Below are 13078 nucleotides of genomic sequence, written 5' to 3'. Positions count from 1 at the left end.
ATACGGAATTTGACCCATGATCAGAGGTCGTGACAAAACCATCGAGCCGCACTTCCGACGCCTGATTTATACATCGATGATACCATTGGCGTAGGTGACAAAAGCCCCAGCAAAATGTTGGATATGTGCAAATTGCCAACGGGCGCCAGTTGCACTGCGCCTGTCACGATCGGCACCAAATTTGACATCGATGTCAAATTTAACCGCCAATGTCGGGTGGCACCACGGCTATGGCTATCCGCGCGCGTGCTCCCTCCTGTTATCCGTTCTTGCACGCACTTCACATTTCAGCCAGTGTTAACCTAACGGTGACAACAAACCTATCCAAAAATCTGGTCTGTTCAGTAGAATACACCGCCATGGTTCTTGCTTGGTGGACAATGCGATGGGATATAAACTCATTAGACTGACCGATCTCATGGCGTATGAGTTTGGGCAAGTAGAGGGCGATATTGAGGCGCTTAATGAGCGAGACCTTGGTAATGTAATGCCTGATGGGGTGAGCTTTTCACAATTTAAAGAAAAGCTTGATAGCGGTGAGTTTGCCCTGTTGACTGATACCCCAATGCGGCCCGCGATGGTGCATGATAATACGAATAAGGTTTGGGCCCTCTCGCCAGATACTGAAACGACCCTCTCACCACAAACCCGTTCAGCACTTGCCGCTAGAGCCAATCAATCTGGCAGTGTGGCCGGCGGCGCTGGCGAATCGGGTGGCGTTAGCCATAGTGCGCATGCGGCAACCAATATCGAAGACACCTATGTACCCGAGCCGGTAAAACCTGACCGTTCGGATGCGCCACCGCCACTTAAGTACGAGTACTGTTTTGAAATCGCCAGCTCGGACAAAGTCTTTAGCAAGACCGTAGGATGCAAATTTGAGTTAGCTAAAACACAGCAAGAAGGCGTGAAGGGTGATTGGCAAACCGCGCGCACTGAACACGGCACTAAGTACACTACGTATACCGCATTCAACGAGCCCAAAAAGCTTGTTGCCAAAATAGCATCAGCGTCAATGGGCATCAGCGTGCCCGAGCCCGTACAGGTAAAGCCGATTGGCTCTGGGATAACCCAAGAGGCCTTTATTCCGGTGACACCTTCTGTTCAACTCGGCGAGCGACTGGGCCTCCCCACCGAAGGCTATTACTACCATTTTCACCAAAAGCGCTTAGTGCAGGAGTACAAGCTGCTGGGTGATGGCAAATGGCAGTTTTTCGCCACGCGCTCTAAACATGACAGACTCAACCAGGAGCAAGGTTTTAATCGTTATCAAAGCGCCATACTGGTGTACTGGAAGATTGGCGGCAAAGAGGTCGAAGACCAACATCTTGTCTATCTCAAAGAGCCGATCACGCGAAACGCGCTTGATAACCTGGACGACGAATGGCTGGAAGAAAACGGCATTAACCTGTCTATCAATGAATTACTCGCCGCGCCGAAGCAAGCTATCTCCAAACGAGATGACCCCTCTTCTGAAAAAGATACCGATAAGCGTGATGAGTCAAAGCAGCCGACAACCCACACGGTCAAAACCGATCCGGCCACCCGCCAACGTGAATCATGGACTGCCATTGCCGAACAATATGGTCTGTCCGCTAAGCAGCTGTTGGAGTTGAATCCGCAGTATGACGCTGAACCGATGTCGTTAGCCGTGGGTGATAGCCTAACGGTTAGCCAGCCAGCGGCGAAAAAGCAAACTCAAACTGCTTCTTATGGCTTTCCACCCCTATCGCCAGATTGGTTCAATCATCCATTAAATACGTTTTACGACTACAGCGAGCGTTGTTTACTTAATTCTGCTGTTAAAGCAATCAGCGATGAAAAAACAGTCGAAAAAGAGCTTCCAGTCGTCAACCTAAAACGCGAACGGACACTGCGTATTGGGGTATTCTTTGATGGTACAGGGCAAAATAGTCCTAATGATGAATACAAAGAGACGTACGGCAATAAGTCGCGTACCAATATTGCTCGCCTATTTGAGGCGTACCCAGAACAAGATGGCCAATCAGCTAAAATCTATGTGTCTGGGGTAGGCACAGTGGATGATATTCCCATTATCCCCGGAGAGCGTAACCCAATCATTGATGCAGGTGGTGATGAGAAGCYCTTCCCTGGACAAGCTTTTGGCGTGTTTGATAACACCGGTGGATTGTGGAAATGGCAAACCTTACTACAACAACTATCAGAGATTATTGCGTATCTCAAACAGGCAGATGACTATCAAAAGATAGATCACATTCAGTTTGATGTGTTTGGGTTCAGCCGCGGTGCCGCACTGGCAAGGCATTTTGTCAATGCACTAGAGGCCGGTTTTCCTGACTATAGCAATCCCGAAAGAAGCAAAAACCCGAGCGAGATTTATCCAAACTTACTAGGCAATGAGAGCTATAAGCGGTTTGATTCCCTATCCGATGAATTTTATGCGGCAGATACACAGCGCCGTATTTCTGTTCGTTTTGTGGGCCTTTTTGATACCGTAGGCTCATTTTATATGCCCGGTAACAATGACGAAGGGGAATATAAGCTTGGCCTCAAACCAAATGCGGCAGAAAAAGTATTCCAGATTTGTGCACAGCATGAGTACCGTGAGAACTTTCCATTAACCTCGCTAGGGAAAGGCCACACCGAGGCGGTTGCCTTCAGTGACGGTATTTTCTGTCAAGAAGTATTCCCTGGCTGTCACACCGATATTGGCGGTGGCTATCCATCTAAAAACCAATATGGCAGGACAGACCTACCAGCGCGCCTCAACCAACCTGTAGACTCCACTTATCATAGAAAGCTTACCCATAAAACATCACTTTATGATAAGTATCAATCTGATATTCAAAAATTTAAATCAGCCCATGAACTTGCCGCCTATGCCCAACAGAAGCTTGCGCAAGAGAATCTAGCTTGGCAACAACAAACGCGAGAAGAGCACGGTATTCATGGTGAAGTTAAACTCGTCAACGGTGAGCTACATTACTACCATTTTATCCCAACCAGCAATGCACTGGCAGGGCTCACTTTTGAGCGGATGAAACAGCAAGCCGAAAAGCAAGGAATTCGGTGGCTCCCAAATGTTATTGAAGCGCAGAAAAATCTCTCTTCGATTGACTACAATAACGACACGTTTATTGAAAGCCTTTGGGAGGAAATCAAAAGTATTTCAACCGGATCTGTCAGTACTCAGTGGAGAAATAAAGAACCAAAATTACAGCAACGATACATTCATCGCCCCCATGATGCCTTGATCAATCCTGGCTACGAAAGTGTAATTGATAGGTCCGTTAACGCATTGAGCATCGACAGTAATAATCAACCAAAACGTCAGGTATTCAGCAATGATTAAATGGATAGCCTTTTTATCACTACTCTTATCGTTGGCTATTTTGGGCTGTGAGCCTGAGCCTTATACTGCTGAAGTTGGTTTTACGAATGGTAGTTCCACAGGTAGGCACTCTGTCTATAAAATGACAATTACAACCGTGTCTGGCGGTAAAGCCAACTTTGCCATGGGAGGAGTGAGCGGTTATCCCGGCGCTCACTCATCAGGTGGGCGTATAGACGCTCCCGCTTACATTGAAGGCGAATGGGAAGAAGGATGGGGATTTGCAGACGATGACATCAGCTCTACACCTCATCACCGCATATCTGCTCCCATTCCAGATAATGCCGAAGCCAAAATGAAAGCAATGGATAATTACTACCAAAATTTCGATCGTGACTATGGTTCAATACAAGTCATTGTCGATGGTCAAAGAGTTAGGATCTTTTACACTAAAAACTGCTTAAACAAACTGGCTGATTGCACACCAAAGAAAGGCGCCGACCCTAATGGCTGGGTTAAGAAATCACCTCGCAATTTGACTGATGTAGTTGTGCTCTTTGATGGCAAAGGCGAATCTTCTCCGACTCCTTTTCCTTCAGCTGACGCTGCGACATCACAACAATTGGAAAAGGCAAACTCTCCGGAATAGATCTAGCTGTCAATTGATGCCAACCCAAACTTCAGGTATTCGGCAATGATTAAATGGAGAGCATTTCTACTACTGCTATTGTCAGTAGCTGTTTTAGGTTGTGAGCCCGAACCTTATACAGCTAAGGTCGGCTTTACCAATGGCAGCACCTCCGGAGAACATGGTGTAAAAAAAATGGTAATTACCACCCAATCAGGCGGAAAGGCTAATTTTGCAATGGGGGCCGTCAGTGGCTATCCAGGAGCTCATTCGTCTGGTGGACGCATGGATGCACCCGCTTACATTGAGGGATACTGGGCTAAAGGATGGGAATACCCTTTCGTGTCATATCACCGCGTATCTGCACCCATTCCAAATGATGCCGAAGCCAAAATGAAAACAATGGATAATTATTACCAAAATCTCGATCGTGACTATGGTTCAATACAAGTCATTGTTGATGGTCCAAGAGTTAGGGTTTTTTATACTAAAAACTGTTTAGACAAACTGGCTGATTGCACACCAAAGAAAGGCGCCGACCCTAATGGCTGGGTTAAGAAATCACCACGCGATTTGACGGACGTTGTGGTTCTCTTTGATGGCAAAGGAGAATCTTCTTCGACACCTTTCCCAAACACCTTTTTTGCCGATTTGGAAAAGCGTAAAAAAGCGAGTTCATCTGAGTAGAGGGAGAGGTGACACAAGCCCCAGCAAAATGTTGGATAAGTGCACATTGTCAACGGGCGCGCGGCGGAAATCACACCAAGCTTGCGCGATCGAGAAGGCGCTTATGCCGACCTAGGCGATATTCGGGATTTTGAATACAGAGCGCTTCGCTTACAGAATACGGGAAGAGCAGGAAGTAGGTCCTAGGATCCTAGGCCCTAGGAACTTTTTCTACAGGTACGATACGCTTTTCCGTAATCCGTATCCCCCTCAATCCGACTGGATATAGATCCAGTTATTATTTATCCTTGTCGACAAAGTAAAAAACTGAGAGCACATTGTGATAGGCCGATTACACGGAACCCTGCTAGAAAAGCAGCCCCCTGAGATTTTGATTGATGTGAATGGCGTTGGCTATGAAGTGAGTATGCCGATGAACTGTTTGTATCAATTGCCCGAAGTCGGTGAGGTGGCCACTATTTATACTCATTTCGTGGTGCGCGAGGATGCGCAGCTTTTGTTTGGCTTTAGTGGTAAACGTGAGCGTGCCTTGTTTCGAGAAGTGATTAAGGCCAATGGCGTCGGACCCAAGCTGGGCTTGGCGATTTTGTCCGGCATGACGGCTCACCAGTTTGTCGATAGTGTTGAGCACAACGATGTGTCTACCTTGGTCAAAATTCCCGGTGTGGGTAAGAAAACGGCAGAGCGGCTGGTGATCGAAATGCGCGATCGGTTGAAAAACTGGGAAGCGTTTGATCTCTTTACGCCTTATACCGATGCCGCCGATGGAAGCGGCGCACCAACGCGTCAGGCGCCGACCACTGTCTCATCTGCTGCTGACGAAGCAGTGAGCGCGCTGGTGGCGTTGGGCTATAAAGCCGCGCAGGCCGAGAAAGTGGTGAAACAAATCGCAACCGACGAAATGAGCAGTGAAGACGTCATCCGACACGCACTGCGTTCAATGGTGTAATCCATGATAGAAGCTGATCGTTTAATCTCCGCGCAAGCCAATCATGATCGGGAAGAAGACGTGATTGACCGCGCGATTCGTCCCAAATTATTGGACGATTACCAAGGGCAAGATCATGTCCGTGATCAAATGGAAATCTTCATCCATGCCGCACGTAAGCGACAAGAGGCGTTGGATCACCTGTTGATTTTCGGCCCGCCGGGGCTGGGGAAAACCACTTTGGCAAACATTGTCGCCAATGAAATGGACGTTAATATTCGTACCACCTCAGGCCCCGTATTAGAAAAAGCCGGCGACTTAGCGGCACTTTTGACCAACCTTGAACCGCATGATGTCTTATTCATTGATGAAATTCACCGTCTAAGCCCAGTGGTTGAAGAAGTGCTTTATCCGGCGATGGAAGACTATCAATTAGACATTATGATTGGTGAAGGACCAGCGGCACGCTCCATTAAGATTGATTTACCACCGTTTACCTTGGTTGGTGCGACAACACGGGCAGGCTCCTTGACTTCGCCACTGCGCGATCGTTTCGGGATTACCCAACGGCTTGAATATTACAATGTGCATGACTTAACGGGGATTGTAAAACGCAGTGCTCACTGCCTCGCGCTGTCGATGGAAGACGAAGGCGCAGTAGAAGTAGCACGCCGCTCTCGCGGGACACCACGTATTGCGAACCGACTGTTGCGCCGTGTACGAGACTATGCCGAAGTGAAAGGCAGCGGCCACATTTGCGCGGATATTGCGCAACGAGCACTGGATATGCTGGATGTGGATAGCCAAGGGTTCGATTACATGGACCGTAAGCTACTCAATGCCATCATTGAAAAGTTTGATGGTGGACCGGTTGGGTTAGATAACTTAGCGGCTGCGATTGGCGAAGAAAAAGACACCATTGAAGATGTGATTGAGCCGTATTTGATCCAACAAGGCTATTTGCAGCGCACGCCGCGAGGTCGCATCGCCACCCAACGTGCTTACCTGCACTTTGGCTTTGATCTGCCGCAGCCCTAAAACAGGTCAAGCAAAATAATTGATAAATCGCCCCATTGGCCGCCAACCAATGGGTTTTTTTGATCTAGATTAAGGTTATGTAGCACGTGACCCCGTATTGTGGCGACAACTGCCCGTGTCAGTCGCATCGCGTGAGTGAGAGCTAGCTTCAAAGGCTGCGCCATCATCATCGCTTTTCTTTGTGGTTAATCACATTTTTATAAATTATCGTCATTAGCATGCTGGTTTTGCAGCTTGCTCGACAAACCGATAACGACAAAGTTAACGACAACACATTGTGCGTCTAACATTAGAAATAGCTTAATTAGATTTGKTTTAACTATAAAGCAACGTTAGCGTTTCAATCGTGTAACAAGCGAGCGGTTATTGAGAAAGTGTGTGTGGCTTTCCCCGCGTCAGCAGTGGTGACAATTGCGCGCAGGGTGAGAAAGAAAAACGAACGATACCTTGTATCGGCACCGAGAAACGGTGTGAAGGAGTGACCATGATTACCGATATCGTCGATTTATCGCGGCTGCAGTTTGCGCTGACCGCGATGTATCACTTCCTGTTTGTTCCGTTAACACTCGGCATGGCATTTTTGCTGGCCATCATGGAATCCCTGTACGTGATGACCGACAAGCAAATCTACAAAGACATGACCAAGTTTTGGGGCAAATTGTTTGGTATTAACTTTGCGCTCGGTGTGGCAACAGGCCTCACTATGGAGTTTCAATTTGGTACCAACTGGGCGTACTACTCCCACTATGTAGGAGATATTTTTGGGGCCCCACTTGCCATTGAAGGACTGATGGCCTTCTTCCTTGAATCCACTTTTGTGGGCCTATTCTTCTTTGGTTGGGACCGGCTCAGTAAGCGCCAGCACCTGATGGTGACTTGGCTGGTGGCCTTAGGCTCAAACTTTTCTGCGCTTTGGATCTTGGTGGCTAACGGTTGGATGCAAAACCCAGTCGGCGCTGAGTTCAATTTTGAAACCATGCGTATGGAAATGGTTAGCTTCGCCGAGGTGGTCTTTAACCCCGTCGCCCAAGTGAAGTTTGTCCACACCGTCGCGGCTGGCTACACCACCGGCGCGATGTTCGTGTTGGGCATCAGCGCTTACTATCTGCTAAAAGGGCGTGACTTGGCGTTTGCTCGCCGCTCGTTTGCGATTGCCGCGTCGTTTGGTATGGCGGCTATCTTGTCAGTGATTGTGTTGGGTGATGAATCTGGCTATGAGCTTGGCGATGTACAAAAAGTGAAGCTGGCCGCCATTGAAGCGGAGTGGCATACCGAAGAAGCGCCGGCGGCGTTCACGGTACTCGGTTTGCCGAATCAAGAAACCATGCATACTGACTATGCGATTAAGATTCCGTATGTGATGGGCATTATCGCCACTCGCTCGCTGGATAAAGAAGTGACAGGTCTGCGTGATTTGGTGACTGAACACGAGCTGCGTATTCGTAATGGTATGGAAGCTTATGCATTGCTTGAAAAATTACGTGGCGGTGAGAAAACACCAGAGAACATCGCAGCCTTCAATGAAGTGAAAGGCGATCTTGGCTATGGGCTACTGCTAAAACCCTATACCGATAAAGTTGTAGATGCGACAGAAACCCAGATCCAGCAAGCCGCGCAAGACTCAATTCCACATGTTGCGCCTTTGTTCTGGAGCTTCCGCATCATGGTGGCCTGTGGGTTTGCGATGTTGTTTATCTTCGGCATGAGCTTCTGGCAAACCACCCGTCAGCGTATTGGTGAGAAGCCATGGCTGCTAAAACTGGCGATGATCGGTATCCCGCTTCCTTGGATTGCTTGCGAAGCTGGCTGGTTTGTTGCCGAATACGGCCGTCAGCCTTGGGCTGTGGGTGAGATCTTACCTGTGCACATGGCAGCTTCAAACCTGGCTGCAGGCGATATCATTTTCTCGATGATCGCTATCTGTACCTTATACAGCTTGTTCTTGGTGGCAGAGCTTTATCTGATGTTCAAATTTGCGCGTCTAGGGCCAAGTAGCCTAAAAACAGGACGCTATCACTTTGAGCAGCAAGGCAACCGAGAAGCGGACTTTAGCCGTCAGATTGAAGCATAAGGAGAGACAGCATGTTTGATTATGAAATTTTACGGCTGATCTGGTGGGTCCTCATCGGGGTGCTACTGATTGGTTTCGCCGTAACAGACGGCTTTGATATGGGCGTCGGCGCGCTGCTTACGGTGATCGGTAAAACCGACAGTGAACGTCGTGTGATGATCAACTCGGTGGCGCCGCACTGGGACGGAAACCAAGTGTGGTTGATTACCGCAGGGGGCGCGCTGTTTGCTGCTTGGCCTTTAGTCTATGCAACTTCGTTTTCGGGCTTTTATGTCGCGATGATCATCACTTTGGCGGCATTGTTCTTCCGTCCAGTTGGGTTTGACTATCGTTCTAAGATTGAAGATACCCGCTGGCGAACGCTGTGGGATTGGGGCCTATTTGCGGGTGGGTTTGTGCCACCGATTATCTTCGGGGTGGCATTTGGTAACCTGCTGCAAGGCGTGCCTTTCCAGCTCAGCGATCTGTTGATCCCAACGTACACGGGCAGCTTCTTTGCACTGCTTAACCCGTTTGCCTTGGTGTGTGGCCTAGTGAGCTTAGGCATGATTGTGTTGCAAGGGGCGACGTGGCTGCAAATGAAGACCACAGATGCACTGCATGAGCGTGCACGTGTTGTCGCGCAAATCAGTGCATTGGCAACCACGGTTTTGTTTGTACTCGCCGGTTTTTGGATCCAACACATCGATGGCTACGTGATTGTGGGCGAGATTGCCAAACAAGCCCAATCCAACCCATTGGTTAAAGAGGTTGCGGTACAAAGTGGTGCGTGGATGCAAAACTATCAAGCTATGCCAATCTTGTGGCTTGCGCCGTTAGCCGGTGCGCTGATGCCGCTGTTGGCACTGATCGCATCGCGCGTTGAGCGCGGTGGTTGGGCGTTCCTGTTTTCAAGCCTGACCATTGCCGGTGTGATCCTGACGGCAGGCATTGCAATGTTCCCCTTCGTGATGCCATCAAGCACCTTCCCAGGCCATAGCTTGACCTTGTGGGATGCCACCTCAAGCGAACTGACCCTGTCTATTATGACGGTGGTGGCGTGTATCTTTGTTCCCTTGATTTTGTGTTACACCCTGTGGTGTTACATCAAAATGTTTGGTCGCCTAGATGCCAAGTTTATCGAAGACAACAAACACTCACTGTACTGATTAAGGAGCCTGCATATGTGGTATTTCACTTGGATTCTCGGCGTCCTGCTGGCTTGCGCGTTCGGTATTATCAATGCCCTGTGGCTTGAACATACCGAGGCGATGGATAAAGACAATGAGTGATCACACTCACGCACCCAAGGGGCGGGATTTTCCCGGCCCTTGGCGCCTGCTGTCACTTGCCTCAGCCTTGTTCTGGGGTGGTCAAGTGATGTGGCACCCTCAAGCGCTTGCCGCACAGATGGGGGGCTTTAATGTGCTCATCGGGTTGGGATTGCTATATGCAACCTGCATTGGCGTTATTCATGCGGTGGGCTTTTGCGCCCAAGGGCGCTGGAGCCAATGGCTAACGTGGCCGCCTTTGGGGTGGCTGGTGAGCATGATGCTGCTTTGGGTATGGCTGATGCGTTAAGTGGCGTTCTACATACGCTTAAGCAAACGTGGCATCGGCGTCAAAGTGCGTAAAGTGACATCCAAATGACAAAAGCACCCAAGTGGTGCTTTTTTCTGCATTTAAGTGCCGAAAAAGCGCGAAAGTTTGGGGCATATCACTTCTCTTGGTAAGAATTGTTTAGAATCCGAGACTCGTATCGTGCGAGCATTTCTATGCGTAAACAACTTAGGTATAGTATTTGCCTATCTCTAAGCGACAATGGGTAAAGAAATGACGGGATCTGTGCCGTTTCGCTGGCCGATTCGCATTTATTACGAAGACACCGATGCGGGTGGGGTCGTTTATCACGCCAACTACCTCAAGTATTTTGAGCGCGCGCGCACTGAACTGCTGCGCGAAGTGGGTGTCAATCAACACACACTCTTTGACGACAATATCGCTTTTGTTGTTCGCCACATGGATATCGACTTTCAACGTGGGGCGCGATTAGACGATGCCCTCGAGGTTGTCACTACAGTGTCAGGCATCGGGCAAGCGACCTTGACGTTTTGTCAAACTTTGGTGAATTCTGAGCAACAAACATTGTGTGCGGCGACGGTTAAGATAGCCTGTGTCGACCCTACAGTGATGAAACCCAAATCGATTCCAACACAGATAAAATCGGAGATATTACGTGACCGCTGAACTTTCCATTCTCGACCTGTTTTTGCAAGCAAGCTTGCTTGTTAAGGGAGTGATGTTGATATTGCTGGGTATGTCAGTGGTGTCGTGGGCGATGATTATCAAACGCTCTAAAGTCATGCAGCAGGCTTTTGGCAAAGCAGAACGCTTTGAAGACCGATTTTGGTCGGGGATTGACCTTTCTCAGCTTTTCCAAGAAGTGCAAGCACGAAAAGACGCCCTGACGGGGAGTGAGAAAATCTTCTATTCAGGCTTTAAAGAATTTGCCCGTTTGCACCGCAGCAATGGCAAAGTGCCGGAGGCGGTCATGGAAGGTACTGCACGTGCCATGCGTGTGTCGCTTTCTAAAGAAGTCGAGGAGCTCGAAACGCACCTGCCTTTCCTTGCGACCGTGGGCTCGATCAGCCCTTACATCGGTCTGTTCGGGACTGTGTGGGGCATCATGCACGCATTTATTGCGTTGGGCGCAGTTAAACAAGCCACCCTTGCGATGGTTGCCCCAGGTATTGCTGAAGCCTTGGTAGCAACCGCCATGGGTCTGTTTGCCGCGATCCCTGCGGTGATGGCCTATAACCGACTGACTGCGAAAGTCTCCAAGCTTGAACACAATTACATGAACTTTATGGAAGAGTTTTCAAGCATCTTGCACCGTCAAGCGTTTGCGGCAACCCAGGAGTAATCCATGGCGTACCAACCGAAACGACGCAAAATGACGGCAGAAATCAATGTGGTGCCATACATTGATGTAATGCTAGTGCTGTTGATTATCTTCATGGTGACCGCTCCCTTTGTAACGCAAGGGGTGGATGTTGAGCTACCCAAGACGGCGGAAGCGAAAACCGCCGCAGAGCTGGCTAAAGAAGAAGACAGTGGCGCGTTTATCATTGTTGAAGTGGATAAGGACGGTCAACTCGGCTTGAGTGTGAATAATGGCGACATGGTTCGCGGCTTGAGTTTGCAAGATACCTTGGTGCGCGTAAAAGCCGAGTTGCAGCTTAATCCTAATTCTCCGGTCTTAGTGGGAGGTGATGGCCGCGTGCCTTACTCGGAAATCATCTTAACGCTCGATGCGCTCAATCAGGCTGGTGTGTCATCGGTAGGCCTAATGACTGAACCTTATGAGTCATAGGGAAAAGCGATGAGCGAAACAAAGAAAGTCACCCATAAAAAAGACTCGTTAGCGCCTGCGTTGGCGATATCTGCCGCGCTCCACCTTGTGCTCGTGATCGCTCTTCTCGTTGGCGCGGACTTTGGAAAAACAGCCACGCCAACCCCGAAAGCGGGGAGTACGATTGATGCGACTGTGATTGATCCTGCGGTGGTCAATGCTCAAGCACAGAAGATCCGCCAACAGCGTGCCCAAGCCAAGCAAGAAGAAGCGGAGCGACTCAAGCGATTAGAGCAGCAAGCTCAGCGTCTTGAGCAGCAACGTGAACAAGAAGAGCAGCGCTTACGCGAGGTAAAACGGCAAAAGCTTGAGGCTGAGCGCCAAGCACGTGAAGAGAAAAAACGTCTTGCCGAGCAAAAAGCCCAAGCAGAAGAGCAAGCGCGCATCGCGCGTGAAAAAGCCCAACAAGCAGAGCGCGAGCGTCAGCGTAAGCTGGAAGAAAAACGTCAGGCTGAACTCGCCGCGGAGCAGGCAGAAAAAGCGCGTCAGCAAAAACTAGCAGAACAACGCAAGGCCGAAGAGGCAGCGAAAAAAGCAGAGGCGGAGCGCCAACGCAAGCTCGCAGAGCGTAAGAAAGCGGAAGAGGAAGCCCGCAAAGCCGAGCAAGCGCGCCAAGAGGCAGAGCGAAAAGCCGAAGAGGCAAAACGCCGACAGCAAGAGCAAGAGGCGGCCTTAAATGATTTGTTCTCTGGCCTTGAATCTGAGGCCAGTCAGCGGCAAAGCGCACGCGGACAATTTATCCAAGATGAAGTGGCGCGTTATGGCGCCATTTTTACCCAAATGATCCAGCAACGCCTGCTTGTTGACGACGGATTAACGGGACAAGAGTGTGTGGTAAATATGCGCCTTTCGCCAACCGGTCTGCTTTTGGATGTAAAAGAGAAAGCGGGCAATACACGCTTATGTCGCGCAACTAAAACTGCGGTGGTATCTGTATCTCAATTTCCCATGCCAGATGATGGTGACATTATAGCCAAACTGCGTGAGATTGAGTTAACGGTTAGACCTAACTAATTGACAGG

Annotated in this window: 13 protein-coding genes; all 13 read left to right on the top strand. The window is 49.4% G+C overall.

Going from position 1 to position 13078, the window contains the following annotated elements:
- Positions 1–385 precede the first annotated feature (385 nt).
- The 13 genes from BZJ18_RS03920 to tolA all read left to right on the top strand — a co-directional run bounded on the left by BZJ18_RS03920 (position 386) and on the right by tolA (position 13070).
- A complete protein-coding gene (locus tag BZJ18_RS03920; RefSeq protein WP_158011249.1) occupies positions 386–3334 on the top strand; it encodes a phospholipase effector Tle1 domain-containing protein in 2949 nt (982 codons plus the stop codon).
- Complete coding sequence (locus BZJ18_RS03915) at positions 3327–3962, top strand: hypothetical protein (RefSeq protein WP_077455418.1); 636 nt, start codon at positions 3327–3329, stop codon at positions 3960–3962. Before BZJ18_RS03920 ends, BZJ18_RS03915 begins: the two co-directional genes overlap by 8 nt.
- Before the next feature lie 45 nt (positions 3963–4007).
- On the top strand, positions 4008–4628 hold the full coding sequence (locus tag BZJ18_RS03910; RefSeq protein ID WP_077455417.1) for a hypothetical protein: 621 nt from the start codon (positions 4008–4010) through the stop codon (positions 4626–4628).
- A 319-nt stretch (positions 4629–4947) separates the two neighbouring features.
- Positions 4948–5577 (top strand): Holliday junction branch migration protein RuvA, encoded by a 630-nt coding sequence (gene ruvA / locus BZJ18_RS03905; RefSeq protein WP_069591062.1) that lies wholly within the window; start codon positions 4948–4950, stop codon positions 5575–5577.
- Between the two features lie 3 nt (positions 5578–5580).
- Positions 5581–6594 carry a Holliday junction branch migration DNA helicase RuvB gene (gene ruvB, locus BZJ18_RS03900; RefSeq protein WP_069591064.1) on the top strand — a complete coding sequence of 338 codons (1014 nt, stop codon included), beginning with the start codon at positions 5581–5583 and terminating at the stop codon, positions 6592–6594.
- Positions 6595–7081: 487 nt separating this feature from the next.
- On the top strand, positions 7082–8665 hold the full coding sequence (gene cydA, locus BZJ18_RS03895; RefSeq protein ID WP_198532181.1) for a cytochrome ubiquinol oxidase subunit I: 1584 nt from the start codon (positions 7082–7084) through the stop codon (positions 8663–8665).
- Between the two features lie 11 nt (positions 8666–8676).
- Positions 8677–9813, top strand: a complete 1137-nt coding sequence (gene cydB, locus BZJ18_RS03890) for a cytochrome d ubiquinol oxidase subunit II (RefSeq protein WP_077455416.1) — start codon at positions 8677–8679, stop codon at positions 9811–9813.
- 15 nt (positions 9814–9828) lie between these two features.
- Entirely contained in the window at positions 9829–9936 is a 108-nt protein-coding gene (gene cydX / locus BZJ18_RS03885) for a cytochrome bd-I oxidase subunit CydX (protein ID WP_069591070.1), read from the top strand.
- The gene (locus BZJ18_RS03880) at positions 9929–10225 is read left to right on the top strand and encodes a cyd operon YbgE family protein (protein ID WP_158011248.1); all 297 of its coding nucleotides are present in this window, start codon (positions 9929–9931) and stop codon (positions 10223–10225) included. Before cydX ends, BZJ18_RS03880 begins: the two co-directional genes overlap by 8 nt.
- A 252-nt stretch (positions 10226–10477) precedes the next feature.
- Positions 10478–10891, top strand: a complete 414-nt coding sequence (gene ybgC / locus BZJ18_RS03875; protein ID WP_077455469.1) for a tol-pal system-associated acyl-CoA thioesterase — start codon at positions 10478–10480, stop codon at positions 10889–10891.
- A complete protein-coding gene (gene tolQ / locus BZJ18_RS03870; protein WP_069591074.1) occupies positions 10881–11567 on the top strand; it encodes a protein TolQ in 687 nt (228 codons plus the stop codon). The genes ybgC and tolQ overlap by 11 nt, the downstream gene beginning before the upstream one ends.
- Before the next feature lie 3 nt (positions 11568–11570).
- The gene (gene tolR / locus BZJ18_RS03865; RefSeq protein WP_069591075.1) at positions 11571–12017 is read left to right on the top strand and encodes a protein TolR; all 447 of its coding nucleotides are present in this window, start codon (positions 11571–11573) and stop codon (positions 12015–12017) included.
- A 9-nt stretch (positions 12018–12026) separates the two neighbouring features.
- Complete coding sequence (gene tolA, locus BZJ18_RS03860) at positions 12027–13070, top strand: cell envelope integrity protein TolA (protein ID WP_077455414.1); 1044 nt, start codon at positions 12027–12029, stop codon at positions 13068–13070.
- The last annotated feature ends 8 nt before the right edge of the window (positions 13071–13078 follow it).

The organism is Salinivibrio sp. IB872, from assembly GCF_001995345.1.
Lineage (GTDB): Bacteria > Pseudomonadota > Gammaproteobacteria > Enterobacterales > Vibrionaceae > Salinivibrio > Salinivibrio proteolyticus.
The sequence above is the reverse complement of the archived record's forward strand: the minus strand, read 5'-3'. Positions and strand labels throughout refer to the sequence as shown.